Origin of the sequence: Streptomyces sp. NPDC093225 (assembly GCF_044753805.1) — a bacterium.
Classification (GTDB): domain Bacteria; phylum Actinomycetota; class Actinomycetes; order Streptomycetales; family Streptomycetaceae; genus Streptomyces.
In genome coordinates this window covers 452,807-470,343 of sequence record NZ_JBIVNX010000001.1, presented here as the reverse complement: position 1 = coordinate 470,343, position 17,537 = coordinate 452,807, and the positions used below count along the sequence as shown (strand labels likewise).

General features: G+C 72.7%; 15 protein-coding genes. 6 read left to right on the top strand and 9 right to left on the bottom strand.

Annotated features, from left to right (window positions below; translation table 11 throughout):
• Positions 1-353: 353 nt before the first annotated feature.
• Positions 354-1,907 (bottom strand): serine/threonine protein kinase, encoded by a 1,554-nt coding sequence (locus ACIQCH_RS01470; protein WP_402576712.1) that lies wholly within the window; start codon positions 1,905-1,907, stop codon positions 354-356.
• A 416-nt stretch (positions 1,908-2,323) separates the two neighbouring features.
• Here ACIQCH_RS01470 and ACIQCH_RS01465 point away from each other — a divergent pair, with 416 nt between their 5' ends.
• The 3 genes from ACIQCH_RS01465 (at position 2,324) to ACIQCH_RS01455 (ending at position 5,203) form a co-directional block, all read left to right on the top strand.
• Positions 2,324-2,656: a hypothetical protein gene (locus ACIQCH_RS01465; RefSeq protein ID WP_402576710.1), complete on the top strand. Its 333-nt coding sequence runs from the start codon at positions 2,324-2,326 to the stop codon at positions 2,654-2,656.
• Between the two features lie 114 nt (positions 2,657-2,770).
• Positions 2,771-4,081 (top strand): M20 family metallopeptidase, encoded by a 1,311-nt coding sequence (locus ACIQCH_RS01460; protein ID WP_402576708.1) that lies wholly within the window; start codon positions 2,771-2,773, stop codon positions 4,079-4,081.
• A 618-nt stretch (positions 4,082-4,699) separates the two neighbouring features.
• Entirely contained in the window at positions 4,700-5,203 is a 504-nt protein-coding gene (locus ACIQCH_RS01455; RefSeq protein WP_402576706.1) for an SgcJ/EcaC family oxidoreductase, read from the top strand.
• Here ACIQCH_RS01455 and ACIQCH_RS01450 read toward each other — a convergent pair.
• Both ACIQCH_RS01450 and ACIQCH_RS01445 read right to left on the bottom strand, forming a co-directional pair.
• Complete coding sequence (locus ACIQCH_RS01450; protein ID WP_402576704.1) at positions 5,169-6,533, bottom strand: ATP-binding protein; 1,365 nt, start codon at positions 6,531-6,533, stop codon at positions 5,169-5,171. The genes ACIQCH_RS01455 and ACIQCH_RS01450 overlap by 35 nt on opposite strands.
• Positions 6,530-7,228 carry a response regulator transcription factor gene (locus ACIQCH_RS01445; RefSeq protein ID WP_402576702.1) on the bottom strand — a complete coding sequence of 233 codons (699 nt, stop codon included), beginning with the start codon at positions 7,226-7,228 and terminating at the stop codon, positions 6,530-6,532. Before ACIQCH_RS01445 ends, ACIQCH_RS01450 begins: the two co-directional genes overlap by 4 nt.
• A gap of 199 nt (positions 7,229-7,427) precedes the next feature.
• Between ACIQCH_RS01445 and ACIQCH_RS01440 the strand changes: the two genes are divergently transcribed.
• Both ACIQCH_RS01440 and ACIQCH_RS01435 read left to right on the top strand, forming a co-directional pair.
• Entirely contained in the window at positions 7,428-8,540 is a 1,113-nt protein-coding gene (locus ACIQCH_RS01440; RefSeq protein ID WP_402576700.1) for a mechanosensitive ion channel family protein, read from the top strand.
• A gap of 491 nt (positions 8,541-9,031) precedes the next feature.
• Entirely contained in the window at positions 9,032-9,385 is a 354-nt protein-coding gene (locus ACIQCH_RS01435; RefSeq protein ID WP_402576698.1) for an STAS domain-containing protein, read from the top strand.
• Positions 9,386-9,445: 60 nt separating this feature from the next.
• Here the strand turns inward: ACIQCH_RS01435 and ACIQCH_RS01430 are convergent, their stop codons facing one another.
• The 4 genes from ACIQCH_RS01430 to lanL all read right to left on the bottom strand — a co-directional run bounded on the left by ACIQCH_RS01430 (position 9,446) and on the right by lanL (position 14,631).
• Positions 9,446-10,345 (bottom strand): ABC transporter permease, encoded by a 900-nt coding sequence (locus ACIQCH_RS01430; protein ID WP_402576696.1) that lies wholly within the window; start codon positions 10,343-10,345, stop codon positions 9,446-9,448.
• Positions 10,342-11,442, bottom strand: coding sequence for an ATP-binding cassette domain-containing protein (locus tag ACIQCH_RS01425; protein WP_402576694.1), 1,101 nt, complete (start codon positions 11,440-11,442; stop codon positions 10,342-10,344). Before ACIQCH_RS01425 ends, ACIQCH_RS01430 begins: the two co-directional genes overlap by 4 nt.
• Positions 11,443-11,747: 305 nt before the next feature.
• The gene (locus tag ACIQCH_RS01420; RefSeq protein ID WP_384745735.1) at positions 11,748-11,903 is read right to left on the bottom strand and encodes a VenA family class IV lanthipeptide; all 156 of its coding nucleotides are present in this window, start codon (positions 11,901-11,903) and stop codon (positions 11,748-11,750) included.
• Between the two features lie 43 nt (positions 11,904-11,946).
• Positions 11,947-14,631: a class IV lanthionine synthetase LanL gene (lanL, locus tag ACIQCH_RS01415; RefSeq protein ID WP_402576692.1), complete on the bottom strand. Its 2,685-nt coding sequence runs from the start codon at positions 14,629-14,631 to the stop codon at positions 11,947-11,949.
• Between the two features lie 944 nt (positions 14,632-15,575).
• On the opposite strand from lanL, the gene ACIQCH_RS01410 reads away from it, so the two are divergent.
• On the top strand, positions 15,576-15,869 hold the full coding sequence (locus ACIQCH_RS01410) for a hypothetical protein (RefSeq protein ID WP_402576690.1): 294 nt from the start codon (positions 15,576-15,578) through the stop codon (positions 15,867-15,869).
• A gap of 243 nt (positions 15,870-16,112) precedes the next feature.
• Here the strand turns inward: ACIQCH_RS01410 and ACIQCH_RS01405 are convergent, their stop codons facing one another.
• A complete protein-coding gene (locus ACIQCH_RS01405; protein ID WP_402576688.1) occupies positions 16,113-16,637 on the bottom strand; it encodes a peptidylprolyl isomerase in 525 nt (174 codons plus the stop codon).
• Positions 16,638-17,135: 498 nt separating this feature from the next.
• A complete protein-coding gene (locus ACIQCH_RS01400) occupies positions 17,136-17,396 on the bottom strand; it encodes a hypothetical protein (protein WP_402576686.1) in 261 nt (86 codons plus the stop codon).
• Between the last annotated feature and the right edge of the window lie 141 nt (positions 17,397-17,537).

The window sequence follows — 17,537 nt, the reverse complement described above, 5'->3', positions numbered from 1 at the left end:
TCTTCCGTCCGGGTCCGTGACCGGGCCCGGCTGACAGACCGGAAGACTGGTGGAGCCCGCCGGGGGCGGACAAGCGATCGGCCTGTCCGGGACATGTCCCGGCCGGGTCGGGGCCACATTCGGGCAGGTCGGCGGCCCGGGGCCACCTGCGTCCGGCTGCCGGCTGCCTGGCCGATCCCGACCTCGCCTGTCTGCACGTCGTGTTCGCCTACCCGGACCTCGTCGAGCGACGCCGTGGGACCTGACCACCGCGGACCCGGGCCGCCCACGACAGCCGCGCACCCCGCCGTGGAGTTCCGACGTGGTCCGCAGGCTGCCGTGTGCCGACGGCGTCGCCGGTCTTCGGGCCGCTTTCAGATCCGCCAGTGCTGGCCGGTGTAGTTCCCGCAGGTGTTGAGGACCAGCTCGAGGTTGATGGCCGGGGGCCCGTTCGTGTCCAGGCACAGACCGCTCGCAGGGTTGGTGAACCGGCTGCTGTCGGCCTCGTAGTGCCACTGCTGGCCGGTGAAGTGGCCGCACGTGTTGAGCACGGCCCTGGCGCCGGTGGCGGGGGTCCCGTCCGTGTCGAGACACAGGCCGCTGGGAGTGTTCGTGACGTGCAGGCTGGTCCCGTCGTGGCGCCAGACCTGGCCGCCGAAGTTCCCGCACGCGCGGAGCACCACGCCGAGTCCGGGGCGTTGCGGTCCGTCGGTGTCGATGCACAGTCCGCTGTGGGTGTTGGTGATCGAGCCCGTGGAGGCGGAAGGTGACGGGAGCGGCGGGGGCGGTTGGGGCACGGCCGAGGTGGCCAGTGTCGTCTCAGGGGTGGCCGAGCGAGGCGTCGTATCGGGAGCGGTGGTCGGTGATGTCATCGGTGATGACGACGGCACGCTGCTCGCCGGCCGGTCCGGGGGCGAGGTCGAGCCGGACGCCGTCGAGGGGCCGTGACCGGACAGCACCGCCCAGAGGATGCCGGCAGCCGTCAGGAGGAGCACCGTCGCGGCCGCGGCGGCGGCCGGCAGGGTGCGCTGCTTCTGCATCGGAGCGGGCGGTGCGTCCGCTTCCGGCATCTGCCACGTGGCACCGAGGACCGTGCTGACCGCTTCGACGTCGAGGACGGTCCCAGGATCCGTGGTGCGGGTCAGTTCGGAGAGCAGGTGTCCGGGGGTGGGGCGTTGCTCGGGCGACGTGGTCAAGGCCCATCCCACGAGTGCCTTGAGCTGACCGGGTACTCCGTCGAGGTCGGGAGCCCCGTTCAGGAGCCGGTGCAGCACCGCCTCGGCCGGTCCGGTGCCGAAGGGCGGACGTCCGGTGGTGGCGTAGGCGACGGTCAACCCCCACGCGAACACGTCGGCCGGAGGCCCGGCCTGTCCACGAACCTGCTCCGGAGCCATGTAGCCGACGGTTCCGACCGCGACGCCGGTGCGGGTCAGCGCCGTCGCGTCAGCGGTCTGCGCGATGCCGAAGTCGATGACCTTCGGGCCGTGCTCCGAGAGCAGAACGTTGCCGGGTTTGAGATCGCGGTGCACCACGCCGGCCTGGTGGATCGCCACGAGCGCCTCGGCAAGCCCTACGGCGAAGCCGTGCGCCATGTCACCCCGCAGCGGCCCGTGCTCACCGACGTGCTCCGCCAAGGTCGGTCCTTGTACGTAGTCCATCACGACGAACGGTCTGCTCGTCTCGACCTCGACGGTCAGCACTCGTGCCGTGCAGGTTCCCTGGACACGCAGCAACGCCGCGGCCTCGCGCCGGAACCTGGCCCGGAACTCGGCGTCCGAAGCGAGCTCCTCGCGCAGCCGCTTGAGGGCGACCAGTCGGCCGTCGGGGCCTTGTGCGAGGTAGACGACACCCATGCCGCCCGCCCCCAGCCGGCCGACGAGCGTCAGCTCGCCGATCCGGTTCGGGTCCCCCGGGCGCAGACCGCTCAAACTCACCTGGCTCCTCCTGAGACGTGGGGAGCGCGGGCCGCGGGCCCCCTCTGATGCGCCGCACCCGCTCCCTTGATGTGGCCCAGGATCAGGATGCAGGACGCCAACACGTGCGGGTGCGACGTTCGTTGAGGCCGGCATCGGACCTGTGGCCCGGAGGCTGGAGGTCAGGCATGGCCGACCTGCGCGGCCGACCTGCCGTCACCCGGTCGGGCCCGCTGGAGCGTCCGGTCGCAGCGCCGGGTGCGGGTCGCGGGCCGATGGACCCCGGCCGGCGGATCGGAGATCGCGGATCGGAACGCCGGTCGCGCTGTCGCCGGTTCAGGTGACGTTTCAGGCTTTCGCGACATTCGATGTCGAGATCGGGCAATCCAATGGGTGCTCACCCTGTCCCCGATCCAACCGAAGGATGTCCTATGAAGCACCCGTCCCCGGTGCGTCGTGTCCTCTTCACCCTCTCTGCCGCCGCCCTTGCCGTCGCCACCAGCGGCACCGTGGCCCTCGCCGCTCCGTTCCACCAGATCAACGGCCTGGAGTCGTACGTCACCGCGGGGCAGGAGATGACCGTCACGGCGACGTGTCCGGCCGGTGAGGTACCCACCGGCGGTGGCGGTTACAGCACCTCCGTCCTGTTCACCGTGTCCCGTTCGTTCCCCATCGGCTCGACCTGGTACTGGAGCGGTAGGTACAGCCCCAGCGCCACCGAATCGGCGAAGGTCAGCGCGTTCGTCATCTGCACCGTTCCCTGACCTCACGGCGGACCTCTTCCGTCCGGTTGCCTGGTGATCACGGGTGGCCGATGCTGGCCCTCGCCCGTCGCCGCACCGGCGGTTGACGGACCTTCAACACCAGGGGGCACACGCATGACCGACAACCACGGATCGGCTCCCGGCCGTCGCGTCGTTCTCGGCGCCGCCGTCGGCGGCGCGGCCGCACTCGCGTCGGCCGGCACCGCCCGGGCGAGCGGCGGCCGCACCGGCCGGGGCCGCCTCGACCAGGCTGCCGTGGACCGGGCCTCCGCCCGCCTCGACGCCGACCTGCTCGCCGTCCGCCGCGACCTGTACGCCCACCCGGAGACCGCCGGCGACGAGCGCCATGTCGCCGGCGTCGTCGCGGCGCGGCTGAGCGCCGCCGGCCTCGAGGTGAGCGAGGGCGTCGGCGGGCACGGCGTCGTCGCCGTACTGCGCGGCGCCCTGCCCGGAGGTACCGTCGCCTACCGGGCCGACGTGGACGCCGTCCCCGCCAAGGGGGTCCAGACCCCGGGCGGCGCATCCGGGCCGGTGCATGCCTGCGGCCACGACCTGCACGCCACGATCGGCATCGGCGTCGCCGAGGTCCTCGCCGGTCTGCGCCATCGCCTCGCCGGCACCGTCGTCTTCCTCTTCCAGCCCGCGGAGGAGACGCTCAAGGGGGCCGCTGCGATGATCGCGGCCGATGTCCTCGTGAAGCACCGGCCGCGTGAGATCCACGCCCTGCACTGCGGGCCGTTCCCCGTCGGCACCCTCGCCGTCACCCCCGGCGTCGGCCTACCGGGCCAGGACGACGCCACGGTCACCTTCGGCGGCCCCGAGGCGGCCGGTTCGGCCGCCGCCTTCGCCGCCGCCCACGACGCCCTGGGCACCGTGCCGTTCCCGAAGGACGCCGCCGACCTCGAACGGCTCGTGGCCCAGGTCCGCACCCCGAACGGCCCGCTCGCCCGGTTCCTCGTCACCAAGGCCTCCGCCCCCGAACCCGCGGGGGACGGCCGGCTCGCCGTGCGCGCCGCCTACCGCTGCTGGCCCGAGGCCCGGTGGCCCGAGGTGCGCGACCGGATCCGCTCCCTCGCCCGCACCTTCCCCGCCGCCACCGTGGCCTTCCGGCCGGAGCCGTTCCCTGCCCTGGTCTGCCCCGAGGACGACGCGCGCGCCCTCGCCGGGCACCTGCGCCGCCGCCTCGGCCCGCGCGCCGTGACCACGCTGCACGCCGCGTTCCCGTTCAACGGCGAGGACTACAGCCTCTTCCTGAAGGCGATTCCCGGCACCTACACGTTCCTCGGCGTGCGCACACCGGGCGCCCCGATCGACACCGCCTTCCCGCACTACCCCGCCTTCGCTCCCGATGAGCGGGCCATCGGCGTGGGCGTGCGCGCCATGGCCGGCTGGCTCGCCGAGCGCGCCGCCGAGCGGCGGGACTGAGCAGCGTCCCGACGAGCGCCCGCCGACCGCCGGGATCCCGGTCGGCGGGGCCGTCCGTGCACGACGAGGGCTTCCGCCCGTGGTGGGTGGGCGAAGCATGCCGCGACGCGGCTCATGACCAGTACGCCAGCAGGCCGTGACCCACCGCGCTCACGGCGGCGAACGCCTTGGCGCCCCGCCAGAGGGCGTCGCGGGCGGAGCCCCGCACGTGGACCCGTACACCAGGCCGCACACGACGAGCGGGCCCGCGGGAGCTCGCCCGGGCGGGTGTCGGTGTGGTGCAGCAGGCCGGACCGGCTCGCGCAGGAACTGGAAGCGAGCCGGCGCGGGATCGAGGACCTGAAGACCGGGATGCTCGCCACGTCCCACCGCGCGCACCCGGTGGCTGAGCTCCGGAGGCCGCGTCGGGTCGCATGGAGCTCTCACGGAAAGTGGGTCCTGCCTACGTTCCGTGACCCGGCCTTCGTTTGTTTGGACGGGTCTTGGACGTGCGTTGGAGGACTCCTGCACGGTCGCTAACCGGCGGAAGGCGAGTCTGGAGGTCCTTCCTGACCGGCGGCCCCGAGGGGTCCCGGTCGGAAGGAGCCCCCTTCCGACCCGCACCACACTGGAGATACGTTGACCCGCCTCACCGTCAGCAAGCGCGTGGCCGTCGTCATCGGCGGCGCAGGCCTGGCCCTCGGCACCATGGGCACCTACGCCGCGACCGCCGGGACCCAGCACGAGCGGTCCCGGCCCAGCGAGGGCGAGATCGCGCGCCTGTTCACCAGCTGGAACACTGCCCTGCAGACCGGAGACCCCCAGAAGGTGGCCGACCGCTACGCGAGCGACGCCGTCCTGCTGCCCACGGTCTCCAACCAGGTCCGCACCGACCGCGCCGAGATCGTCGACTACTTCGAGCACTTCCTGCAGAGCAAGCCCGTCGGCAAGAAGATCGAGAGCATAATCAGCGTGCTCGACAAGAACACCGCCATCGACACCGGCGTCTACGCCTTCACGCTGACCGACCCCGCGACCGGCAAGAAGAGCACCGTCAAGGCCCGCTACACGTACGCGTACGAGAAGCGGGACGGCGCGTGGCTGATCGTCAACCACCACTCCTCGAAGATGCCCGAAGGGTGATGACGACCCACAGGCCGGAGCCGGGCGCGTCCCGCAGGGTCACCGTGCCGCCGTCGTCCGTCACCAGCTGCTTGACGACGGCGAGGCCGAGTCCCGAGCCGGAGCGCCCGGTCAGGCCCTGACCGCGCCAGAAGCGGTCGAAGGCCCGGGACTTGTCCGCGTCAGACATGCCGGGGCCCTCGTCGAGAACGGAGAGCCGTACCCCGGCGCCCCGGGCGTCGATGCGGACGGTGATCGTGGCACCGTCCGGTGACACCTCGAGCGCGTTCGAGAGCACGTTGTCCAGGACCTGCTCCAGGTGGCCGGGGCCGGCCAGCACCGACGGCCGGCCCTCGGCGGCCGCGACGAACGCGACGGAGACCCCGCGCTCCTCGGCGGCCGGCCGCCACAGCGCCAGCCGCTCCTCCACGATGTCCACGAGCGGCACCGGCTCGGCCGCCGCCACCTTCGCCTCCGCGCGCGCCAGGACCAGCAGTCCGCTGACCAGACGGCTCATCCTCACGACCTCCGCGGTCGCCAGCTCGACGTCCTCCCGGACGAACTCGTCGTCGACACCGTCCGCGATGTTGTCCAGTGCGAGACGCAACGCCGTCAGCGGCGTGCGCAGTTGATGGGAGGCGTCCGCGACGAAGATGCGCTGCGAGGCGATCAGCTTGTCCAGGCGCTCGCCCGCCTGGTTGAGGGTGCGGGCGAGGGTCTGCGTCTCCTGCGGGCCTTCCACCGGGGAGCGTGCGGTCAGGTCGCCGTCGCTGAACCTGCTCGCCATTTCGTTGAGTTGGCGCAGCGGGCGGGTCAGCCGGCGGGCCACGACAGCGCCGATCAGGGCGGCCACCGCGAGCACCGCGACGGCGAGGCCGGCCCGGAAGCCCCAGATCGTCCACAGTCGGTGGTTGAGGTGAGCGGTCGGGTAGACGATGCGCACGGCCCCGACCACCCGGCCCCGGTCCTTCGCGGGAACGGTGATCACCAGGTTGCGGCCCCAGATGAGGTCCGAGCCCCAGTCGGTGGTCGGCCTGCCCTTCTCCACGGCCCGCTCCAGGGCGGCGTCGGGGGCGGGGGCGGGGATGTCCGGTGCGCAGGTGCCGGTGGTCGTCACCTCCACCCGGTCGCGCGTCTGCTGCTCGTACGCGCCCACCATCGCCTCGAGCGCCCGGCAGGAGCTCGCGTTGCCGTCGCCCAGAAGCAGCGCCATGGTCGTGGCCTCGCGCATGAGGAGCGCCTCGGTGTCGTCGCGCAGCTGTGCGGTGAGCGTGAAGGCCACCGGGACGGTGAACAAGAGGATCGCCACGGCGACCAGCAGGATGTAGCTGCGGATGAGCTGGCGGATCATGAGGCGGTGTCGTCCCCGCCCTCGTTCACGACGAGCCGGAAGCCGACGCCCCGTACGGCCTCGATGGTGACGGCTCCGGCGAGCTTGCGCCGCAGCGCCGCCACGTGCACGTCCAGCGTCTTGGTCGGCCCGAACCAGTTCGCGTCCCAGACCGCTTCCATGATCTGCTCGCGGGACATCAGGGCGCCGGGCTCCTCCGTCAGGAAGGCCAGCAGGTCGTACTCCTTGGGGGCGAGCGCCACTTCGCTGCCGTCCAGCCGGACGCGGGCCGCCCTGCGGTCGATGGTCAGCCGGGCTCCGTACCGGTCGGGCGTGCCCGGCGCCGGCGACGACGGGGTGCGGGGCTGCGTGCGCCGCGTCACCGCCCGTATGCGCGCGATGACCTCGCGCACCCCGAACGGCTTGGACACGTAGTCGTCCGCGCCCAGCTCCAGGCCGACCACCCGGTCCGTCTCGTCGCTGCGCGCGCTGATCACGATGATCGGCACGTCACCGCGCTCGCGCAGCGCCCTGCACACGTCGAGCCCGTCGGTGTCGGGCAGCCCGAGGTCGAGGAGGACGAGGTCGTACGGGCCCTGGTGGCTCAGTGCCGCGCCGCCCGTGGTGACCCACTCGGCCTCGAAGCCGTACCGGCGCAGGCCCCGGAGCAGGGACTCGGCCACCGGCTCATCGTCTTCCACCAGAAGTACGCGCACACTGCCCACCCTATGCCAGGGGGTCCGGCTGTCGGGGTCGTCGGGCCATGGGTCAGGATGACAGTCCGTTCGGAATGCGTACATCCGCTCCATGTGGCTGCGCACAACACGACCTGACAGGTGACAAGGTGACGACACGGCACGTACGGCGGCCCGCGGCGGCCTGCTCCCTCGCCCTCCGCGCTCGGGGGGCCGGACGGTGATCCGGGACCTCGTCCTGCACGACTGGGTGGTGGCCGGCATCGCGCTGGCCTCCGGCTGTGTGGCCGGTCTGGTGCTGCGGGCTCTGATGAAGTGGCTGGGCAAGCACGCGAGCAGGACCAAGTGGAGCGGGGACGACGTCCTCGTCGACGCGCTGCGCACCGTCGTCCCCTGGGCGGCCGTGATCGCCGGAGCCGCGGTGGCCGCTTCCGCCCTGCCGCTCACCGCGCGCATCGGGGGGCTGGTCGACCAGTCGCTCACGGCGGTGCTCATCGTCATCGCCACGCTCAGCGCGGCCCGGGTGGTGGCCGGGCTGGTGCGGTCGGTGGCTGCGTCCCGGACGGGCGTCGCGGCGTCGGCGACCATCTTCGTCAACATCACCCGGATCGTGGTGCTGGCCATGGGCGTCCTCGTGGCGCTGGAGACCCTCGGGGTGTCCATCGCCCCGCTGGTCACCGCCCTCGGGGTGGGCGGTCTCGCCGTGGCACTGGCGTTGCAGGACACCCTCGCCAACCTGTTCGCGGGTGTGCACATCCTCGCCTCGAAGACGGTCCAGCCGGGTGACTACATCCGTCTCAGCAGCGGGGAGGAGGGGTACGTCGTCGACATCAACTGGCGCAACAGCGTCGTGCGCAACCTGTCGAACAACCTGGTGATCATCCCCAACGGCCGTCTGGCGCGGACCAACATGACGAACTACTCGCAGCCCGAGCAGAAGCTGTCGATCCTCGTCCAGGTCGGGGTCGGCTACGACAGCGACCTGGAGCACGTGGAGAAGGTCACCCTCGACGTCGTCGACAGCGTGATGGCCGACGTCACCGGGGGCGTACCCGACCACGAGGCCGCCGTCCGCTTCCACACCTTCGCGGACTCCAGGATCAACTTCACGGTGATCCTGGGCGTCGGCGAGTTCAGCGACCAGTACCGGATCAAGCACGAGTTCATCAAGCGCCTGCACCAGCGGTACCGGACGGAGGGCATCTCGATCCCCGCGCCCACGCGCACGGTCGCGCTCCAGCGGGACGAGGCAGGCGGCGCGCCCTCGTCGCTTCCGCCGCTGCCGCACCAGCGGGACGCGTCGTCCGGGACGCTGGCGGACCGGCGGCGATAGCCGGCAGGGAGGCGGAGCCCCGGCCCGGGCCACCGGCCGTGCCGAGGCACCCCGCTTCTGCCGCCGCGGACGCCGACCGCAAGGCCCGGCGCGCGGTCGACGGCACCGAGACCGTCGCCCCGCTCTCCGGGACGGTCACCGCCGTCGCTTCGTTCCGGACGCCCCCGACAGGGCGGTCCCGCGCCGGGCCGCGCCGGGCCGCGCCGGTCCTGCGCCCGTGCGGTCCGGGGGACGCGGCACCTCGCGGCGGCCGTGCCCCCACGCGCCGGTCCGGTCAGGCGTGTGGAGGGGCTGGGGCGGGCAGGAGCAAGGGATACCAGCCTGGCCTGGTGGGAGACCCCGCGCCACCAACCAGTCACCGAAGGTGGCTGATGGACGGTACGGGTGGTCTCGCTCGGCTGTGCGCGGCCCGGCGCCGCGCGCTTGACGGCCTCCTCCGCACCCGCCCCGGGAGCGACCGTGATGGCTCCGACCCGAGGCGGACGAGGATCATGCTCCCCACCCTCGACGTGGCCGTCTGCGCGCGCCCCGAGCGGATCGTGGTGCGCGTCGCCGGCGAGCTCGACTTCGAATCCGGCCCCTACGTCACGGACGTCACCGCCGCCCTGCCCCTCGACGGCCCGGCCCTCGCCGTGGACCTGTCCGGGGTCACCTACATGGACTCCGCGGGCCTCGACGTACTCCTGGCCCTCCGCAGGCGCGCCGCGGCCGAAGGCCACCGCCTGCACCTCATCGGCGTCCCCCGCCAGGCCCTGCGCGTGCTCGACCTCACCGGCACCCGCCACCTCTTCACCCTCCACACCGCCGCCGAACGCGTCCCCGGCACCCCCTGCCAAGTCGTCTGACGCCGGGACCGGTCGCCGATGAAAGCGGGTCAGGCGGCGCGTCATGGCCTGGAAGCGGTGTCATTCGGGGCGGCTGAAGCGGCGGGCGGCCCAGAGCAGGGCCAACGCACCTGCCACCGAGAGGACACCGGCTTCCAGCGGGAGCGGTGGCTGCCGGCCGAACCACTCGATGCCGGCGGCGGCCGCCCCGTCGGGGACCCGGAGCCCGATGCAGCGGCGGAGCAGGTCGACCCCGTAGGCGATCGGGTTGGCGGCGGCCAGGGAGCGGGCCCAGCCGGGCAGGCCGTCGAGCGGGAAGAAGCCGCCCGAGAGGAACAGCAGCGGCATCATCACCAGGCCGAGCAGCATGTGGAACGCCTCCGGCCGCCGGAGGGTCACGGCCAGGGCCAGGGAGAGGGCTGTGATGGTGAACGAGGCCAGGATCATCGCGGCCAGGAGCAGCCCGAGGAGGAGCGGGTCGTACGGCAGGCCCACCGCGCCGGCCAGGGCGAGCAGGACGGCCCCCTGCACCGCGGCGACCGCGGTGCCTCCGGCGCAGCTTCCCAGGAGGATGGTCGTCCGGCGGACCGGGGCCATCAGGAGCTCGCGCAGGTAGCCGGTCTGGCGGTCGGTGATGAGCCGGATGCCGACCATGATGGCCGGCGTCTGGACCGTCATCATCAGCATGCCGGGGAAGAGGTAGGTCTGGTAGCCCACGCCCAGCGCGGAGTGCGGGATCAGCGCGGTCAGGCCGCCGCCGAGGATGAAGAGGTAGAGCACCGGCTGGATGAGCGTCAGGGCGGTGTGCGTGGGCTGGGCGGACAGACGCAGCAGGTCGCGGTGGACCAGGGCGTGGACCGCGCGCAGTTCGCGGCGCGTGCGTGTCAGCGGTCCGCGCACGGGGAGTCCGCAGGCGCCGGGGGCGTCTGAGGCCTCGGAGGTGTCGGGGGCGCCCGGGGGCCGGAGCGCGGGTGCGGTCATGCGTCCCCTTCGGTCACGGGTGGAACGGGCGCGGACGGTGTCGGAAGCGGTGGCACGGTGGTGATGCTGCGACCGGTGTGGTGGAAGAAGACGTCGTCGAGCGTCGGCGGGGTCGCGGAGGCGGCGTGGACGGGGATGCCGCGGGCCTCCAACGCCGAGCAGAGGCGGGGGATCCAGGCGCTGCCGTCGGGCACGCGCAGGCAGAGCCCGTCGGCGTCCGGGGTGAGGACGGCGCCCGGCGGCGCGATCCGGTCGACGGCCTGGCGTGCCGCCGCGTCGTCGCCGGTGCGCAGCACCACCCGGTCGTCCCCGATCGCGGCCTTCAGTGCGACGGGCGTCCCCTGGGCCACCAGGCGGCCGCCGTCGATGATGGCGAGGCGGTCGCAGTTCTCCGCCTCGTCCAGGTAGTGGGTGGTGACGAAGAGGGTGGTGCCCTGCCGGTCGCGCAGGGTGCGCAGGTGCTCCCAGACCTGGGCCCGGGCGTGGGGGTCCAGTCCGGTGGTCGGCTCGTCGAGGAAGAGGATCCGGGGCTCGTGGAGCAGGCCGCGGGCGAGTTCCAGGCGCCGCCGCATGCCGCCCGACAGGGTGCGCACCGGGGAGCGACGCCGGTCGCCGAGCCCGACCGCTTCGAGCGTCTCTGCGGCGCGCCGGAGGGCCTGGCGGCGGCTCATGCCGTAGAGGCGGGCGTGGATGTGGAGGTTCTGCTGGACCGTGAGGTCCGTGTCCAGGGCGCTGTGCTGGAAGACCATCCCGACCTGCGCGCGGACCGCGTCGGGTCGGGTGAGCACGTCGGTGCCCGCCACCGTGGCGCGTCCGGCGGTGGGGCGGGCCAGGGCGCACAGCAGGGCGATCGTGGTCGACTTGCCGGCGCCGTTGGGGCCGAGGAAGGCGAAGGTCTCGCCCTGGCGCACGTCCAGGTCCAGGCCGCGCAGGGCGTGGGTGGCGGTGCCGTCCGGGCCCGGGTAGGTCTTGACCAGACCTCGGGTGCTGATGGCGTACGGCGGCGCGGGCGGGGACCGCGTGGCGTCCGCGTCCGTGGGGGCGGCGGTGAGGAGGGTCGCCCGGGTGGGGCCGTCGTCTCCGGCGTGCGGCTGCATGGTCGGTCCTCGTCTGCGTGGTGCGGCCTTCGGATTCGGGGTGGGTGCTGGGGGTCACGGGCTCAGGGCCCGGGGTGCGAGGTGCGAGGTGCGGGGTGGGTGGGGCGGCGCTCCGGCCGGTGGCGTCATGGGCAGCCACCGGCCGGAGGTTCATCGAGCCCTCTTCGGCGTCCCCCGAGCGGGTGTCGACGAGGGAGCGCGGGCTACTCCCTCCCGACGGGGGCCGGTTCCCAGCGCCGCGTCAACGGGCCCGCCGTTGTCACGGCCGCTGGGCAGTACCGGTGCCGAAGGGGCGTACCGGTCCGCTAGGCGCAGCTGATGCCGACACAGACGGTGTTGAGGAGCGTCAGCAGCCCGACGCACTCGCAGGTCGCGGCGAACGCCGCTCCGTCGGCGCCGACCGGGTCGGTCTCCGGAAGGGCGTGCAGGTGAGCCAGCAGTTCGAGGTCGCGGTTCTCCATGACTTTCTCCTTCTCTGTGAGATGGCGGCAGGTTCCCTGCCGCTCAGCCCGGCTGCTGGATCATCCAGAGCCGGGGGTCCGTGTGGCGGATCCGCAGGAGGAACGCGAGGATTCCCGCGGATCCGTCGCTCCAGCCCGTCGAGACGTCCCCGTACTCGTTGGGGAAGACGACGTGGCCGTCGCGGTGGGCCCGTTCGGAGGCGATGAGACGGGCCAGGTCCTCGGCCGACGCGTGGTGGGCGGGGTCACCCGTGGCCGCGGCCAGGTCGAGGAGGAAGTCGCCGTTGCCGGCCAGTCCGTGGCACTGGGTGAGGGCGGCGCGGGTGGCGCGCTCCACGACGGCGCGGGCGGCGTGGCGGGCGAGGACGCCGAACCGGTCGTCCCCGGTGGTCCGCCACAGCCTGACCAGGAAGGAGCCGATGCCCGCCGAGCCGTGGCACCAGTAGGGGGCCGTGGGCACGTCACCCGCCTGGGCCGGCCACTGGGCCGCTCCTCCGATCACCACCGCGTCGGCGACCAGCCCCTCCCCCGCCGCCACCGCCAGGTCCAGGTAGTCCCGGCGGTCCGAGACGGCCGCGGCGGCGAGGAGGAAGCAGCCGATGCCGGACGTTCCGTGCGCGAAGCCGAGGTAGCGTTTGCCGGCTTCGCCGGGGGCGGCTTCCGCGGGGACCGGCCAGCTCACGCCGGTCGTCCCGGGGTGCGCCGCGGCGGCCAGCCGGTCGGCCGCGGCGACGACGAGTTCGGCCAGGCGCGGGTCGCCGGTGCGCTGCCACAGGTGGGCGGCGGCGAGTCCGCTGCCCGCGGAGCCGTGGGTGATGTCGTGGCTGGGCGTCGGCTCCTGCGGGGCCAGGGCCAGCGTGATCGCGTGCTCGGTGAGGGTGCGGTCGTCGACGGCGCGTCCGGCCTCGTACAGCGCCCATGCGGTCCCCCGGCCGCCGAAGTACAGGCCGGGGCGCGTGGCGCGGGTGTCCGTCCGGGCCGCCGTCCAGTGGCCGGCGGTGGAGATCAGTTCCGGCAGGCGCGGGTCGCCGGTGAGCTCGAAGTACCGGGTCAGAACGGCCAGGACACCGGCCGCGCCCTGCTGGACGGTACAGGGGTCGGTCTCCCCCGCCATGGTGGAGACGGGCCACAGTCTCTTGTCGTCCTGTGGGGTCATCGAGTCGACGAGGTGGTCGACGATCCCGGCGACGGCGGCCGGTACCGGGTCGGGCAGGGGGGCCGTGCGAGGCGGGTCGGCGGCGGGGCGCGCACGGCCCTGGGCCGGGGTCGCTCGCTCCGCCGGGCGCAGGGCCGTGCGCGCCCTGGCCGGGTCCCAGCGCTCGGCGGGGTCGTCCTTCATCAGCCCGAGGATCATCTCGGGCACGCCGTCTGGCAGGGGGAGCGTACGGTCGCAGGCGGCCAGCCACTCGGCGAGCCGCTGCTCCGCGGGCCTGGTGGGGGGCTCCTCGGGCAGGAGTTGGGGCACCTTTCCCGCGAGGACGAAGCAGGCGGTGGCGCCGAGGCTGTAGTAGTCGGCCGTCGGGTTGACGGGCGCGTCCAGCAGGCGTTCGGGGGCGCTGAAGCCGGGGGTGCCGACCGTCGTCGGGAGGGCTTCGTCGCCCTCCAGGACGGCGAGCTCCAGGTCGATGAGGCGCAGTGCGCCGTCGGGCCGGACCATGATGTTGCCGGGGGTGAAGTCGCGCAGGACGCAGCCGCGGGCGTGGGCCGCGGCGACGAGGTCGACCAGGCGCAGGATCTGGGCCAGGGCGTCGGCGCGGTAGCGGTCGCTCCCGACGTCGCGGAAGTGCTCGGCGACCCAGTTGCGCAGCGGGATGCCCGGTATCTCCTCCTGGGCGAGGAACAGGTGCCCGCCGTGCTCGAACATCGCCAGGGGCTCCGGTGCCAGGCCGGTGCCGTCGAGGCTCTCCAGGGTCCGGGCCTCGGCGCGCAGCCAGTCGCGTACGTCGGCCCCGGAGGCGTCGGCCTCCACGTGCGGCCGGGCCTCCTTGATGACCACGGGCGCGCCCGTGGTGACGTCCGTTCCGCGGTAGACGCCGCCCTTGTTCGTGTGGCGTATCGCCTCCCGCACCGAGAAGCGGCCGCCGAGCAGCACCGGGCCGGCCGGGGCCTCCTGCGGTGGCGGTGGGACCGGGAGGGAGGCGGGGAAGGGGCTGACGGCCCAGGACGGGGGCGCGTACCGGCCGGCGCGCACGTCCTCGACGGGGTTTCCGTCGGGGTCCTCGATGTACCAGACCAGTAGTCCCTGGTCCGACAGCCGGCGTCGGCCGACGAAGGCGCCGTAGCGGTAGTGGACCAGGCTGTTCACGGCGTAGGGCTGGTCCGACAGGATCCGGGGGCCGGTCAGGCCCGCCGTGGCCCGGTGCAGTTCCAGCGCGATGCGGGGCGCGTCCTTGTCGGAGCGCGGGTAGACGGTGATGAACTTCCCGGAGCTTCCGCGCGGCGTGGCGCGGGAGTTGAGCGCGCTCACCTTCTCCAGGGACCGGGCGAACTTGAACGTCGAGTCGTCCCGCAGCAGTACGTCCAGGGCCTTCGTGAGGACCGTCGGCGCGGAGGCGGAGGTCGCCGACACGTGGAGCTTCCAGCCCTGTTCGCGCTGCGTGGCGGACCGGGGCGTGAGGCGGCACCACATGTCGTCCGCGTCGGTGGTCCAGCGCGGGCCCTCGCCCGTGGCGTCCAGCGCCCGGCGGAGCAGGTCTTCGAGGTCGGCTTCGGTTGCGTGGCTCGTCATGCCCGTCCCTCTCAATGGCGAGGAGCGTCGGCTGAATATGCCTTCGGAAAGAACGTAGGGCCTGTGCCCGTCGTGCGTCAGCGGGTGCGGCGAGCGCACGGAGTCGTTTGCGGTGCCGGACGGTGTCAACCGGCGCAGGAAAGAAGCGCACAGGAGCATGCGGAGTGGGAATGCTCGTGCGCGTACGCTCGTTGATGTGCCTGGCGGGACTCACGGGGGTGGAAGCGGCCTGAGTTGCTCCGCGCCGCATTCCGCCGTTCCGTCGAATATGCGATCAGAGTCGACCGCCGGGGAGCATTCTCGTCCTCCGAGGCGCACCGGAAAGGGCTTCCTCGTATTCGGCGGCGGCCGGTACCCCGCGGCCGTACCGCACGTCTATCCGCAATTCGACTTGGGAGCTGAATTCGACACGAATGCCAGCCCCCGACTCCGGCGAAACGCTGCCGGCGTCCCGCTGCCGCCCTAAAGCTTTCCGTCCGTCCGGCCCGACGTAAAGAGCCCGATTCCGCCATGGATCCAACCAGCTGCGTAATGCGGCCCGGCACTGCGTCACGCTTCTCGATCAGGCACCTGAACTGCACTATTCCACGACGCCTGAAGCGCCTTGGAGGTGCGGGAAGCCGACCGGAATCGACTCAAAACAGCGAACCGGACCTCTGCGGACGTGGCAGGGAATTCAGCGCCACGTGTGGTTGCCGGCAGGACTGGACCCCGACCTGCCACTTCCGGGTCGACACCACTCCGCCGACCGTGGCCTTCCCTGCCACCGTCAGCGACACGGCCAAGCAGTTCCCGCCCTCCGGCAACGGCCAGACCGCGTAGATCTACGCGGGCCAGACCGGCGCGGTCCGATCACGGCCGTCGACCCCAACTCCTCCGGCCTGAACACCTCCGGTCTCGCCTGCCTGCGCTGGGGCTGGGACCCGCAACTGGCCGGCGCGGACGTGGCAGTGCGGGCCGCGATGCCGACGGCCGGGCAGATTCCCGGCATCACCCCCAGCCGCTGGGGCACCAACATCCTCTACGTCCAGACCGAGGACTACGCGGGGAACCTCTCGCCGATCGCCAAGTACGCGTTCTACGTCCCGTGGCACCCGGGCGGCCCGGCCGCCGTCTTCGGTGACCCCACCGGCGACGGCGTCCCCGACATCCACCAGGTCACCGGCGCCGTCAGCGACGTCCGCACCCACCCCTACCCGCTCACCCCCGACCAGGTGACCCCCGTCTACGACAGCTGACCGCGGCCCGGACACCGGTCGCGGCTTGCTGGACGACCACCCACGACGTCGCGATGGGTGGTCGTCCATGGGCAGCACCGTACGGAGTCCACTGGTTGGGCCTTGGGCGCTTCGCGTGGTCCGGCACGAGGTCTGGAGCCTTGCGCTTCCGCACCCGGACGCTTCACCCAGCTGGCGTCGTCCGCTTGGTGCGGCCACAAGCGCCAGGCACGCTCATCGAGGACCTGGCCACGTCACGGTGCGTCAATGCCGGCAGGACGGCCGGACGCGGAGCAGCTCGGTCCGCAGCGCAGGTGTGCCGTCGACCGGTGCCGGGTTCTCCGCGGTCGGCTCGATGCCTCCGGCGGCGACCTCGTCGAGTGTCGTCAGGCCGGTGGCGCCGACCGTGCCGAACACCGTGTAGTTCGGTCGCAGTGCGGAGTCGCCGTACACGACGAAGAACTGTGAACCGTTCGTGTTCGGACCGGCGTTGGCCATCGCCAGCAGGCCGCGTCCATAGAGGCGGCGCGCGCCGGTCGGATCGGTCGGTGCCGGCGGGAGGTCGACCGGCAGTTCGTCCTTGTACTTGTACCCGGGCCCGCCCTCACCGGTACTGGTCGGGTCGCCGCACTGCAGGACCTTCAGCGTCGGATACGCCGTCAGACGGTGGCACACCGTACGGTCGTAGAACCCATGCCGTGCCAGGTGCAGGAAACTCTGGACCGTGCACGGCGCCTTGGCCCGGTCCAACTGCAGCGGGAGCGGGCCCTGGCTGGTCGGAACAGCCATGTCGACCGTGCCGCGACTGGGGGTGCGCCGCGGATCCGGCGGCAGCGGAACAGAACGCGCCGGCGGCTCGTCCGGAGTCTGTGTGTACTGGCAAGGGCCGTGCGTGGTGCGCGGCGGAGCGCCGTCGGACGCGGTGGCGACACTCCCCCCGGACACGACTAACGCCACGGCCGCGAATGCGCTGATCAGTACTCGTTTCATCTCGACGCCCTTCCGATGATCGCCAGGTCCTGAAGCGGTCGCAGTCTAGGGCGTTGGTTCGGCCCACGGGAATGGCCAACGGCAGGAGGCCGGCGGCGCGGGCTGGTCACTCAGGCCGGCGGCGCGGGCTGGTCACTCAGCCCAACGTCCGCTACTAAGCGATCCCCCAGTCGAGCCGGCGACCACCCGCGGGTCACCGAGCCGCATTCACACCGCCTCATCGGACAGCCACTGCGGCTGCGGGGAGAACGAAGCCCCGGCGTAGCGGTCTGAGTCATGACCCGACAACACCTCCGGCTACCGCAGCACTTCCGGCCCGGGTAGGCCCACCCTTTCCATCGCCAGCGTGGCCGTCTGCTCGGCCGTCAGTTCAGGCACGACGACCGTCTCAGCGAGTCCTGCGATCAGGTCCCTCGGTTTCCACCAGTCCCGCATCTGCGCCTCGCCGAACTCGCTCGACTGAGGGCGGGTGGCATGCCGGCGCAGCGTCTCCTCGAAGGGCACGTCGAAGGAGAAGGCGGCCGTCACCCCGGCGTGGTCCTGGACGAGAGTCCGCAACTCAGCCCACCCCGCCGACCTGCTCCAACCAACCGGTTTCCACTGGGCGAGTCCTCTGCGCGGTCTCCGGAGGTGAGCCCAACGCGGCACAGGCCGGTGAGCTGGTCACGCGGCGGTGGCCAGACCAGCGACCGATGCTGC

What these genes read in the sequence shown, in the direction of transcription:
- ACIQCH_RS01465 (WP_402576710.1), top strand. Translation starts at nt 2,324, where the DNA reads ATGAAGCACCCGTCCCCGGTGCGTCGTGTCCTCTTCACCCTCTCTGCC.
- ACIQCH_RS01460 (WP_402576708.1), top strand. Translation starts at nt 2,771, where the DNA reads ATGACCGACAACCACGGATCGGCTCCCGGCCGTCGCGTCGTTCTCGGC.
- ACIQCH_RS01450 (WP_402576704.1), bottom strand. Translation starts at nt 6,533, where the DNA reads ATGATCCGCCAGCTCATCCGCAGCTACATCCTGCTGGTCGCCGTGGCG.
- ACIQCH_RS01435 (WP_402576698.1), top strand. Translation starts at nt 9,032, where the DNA reads ATGCTCCCCACCCTCGACGTGGCCGTCTGCGCGCGCCCCGAGCGGATC.
- ACIQCH_RS01430 (WP_402576696.1), bottom strand. Translation starts at nt 10,345, where the DNA reads ATGACCGCACCCGCGCTCCGGCCCCCGGGCGCCCCCGACACCTCCGAG.
- ACIQCH_RS01425 (WP_402576694.1), bottom strand. Translation starts at nt 11,442, where the DNA reads ATGCAGCCGCACGCCGGAGACGACGGCCCCACCCGGGCGACCCTCCTC.
- ACIQCH_RS01420 (WP_384745735.1), bottom strand. Translation starts at nt 11,903, where the DNA reads ATGGAGAACCGCGACCTCGAACTGCTGGCTCACCTGCACGCCCTTCCG.
- lanL (WP_402576692.1), bottom strand. Translation starts at nt 14,631, where the DNA reads ATGACGAGCCACGCAACCGAAGCCGACCTCGAAGACCTGCTCCGCCGG.
- ACIQCH_RS01405 (WP_402576688.1), bottom strand. Translation starts at nt 16,637, where the DNA reads ATGGCTGTTCCGACCAGCCAGGGCCCGCTCCCGCTGCAGTTGGACCGG.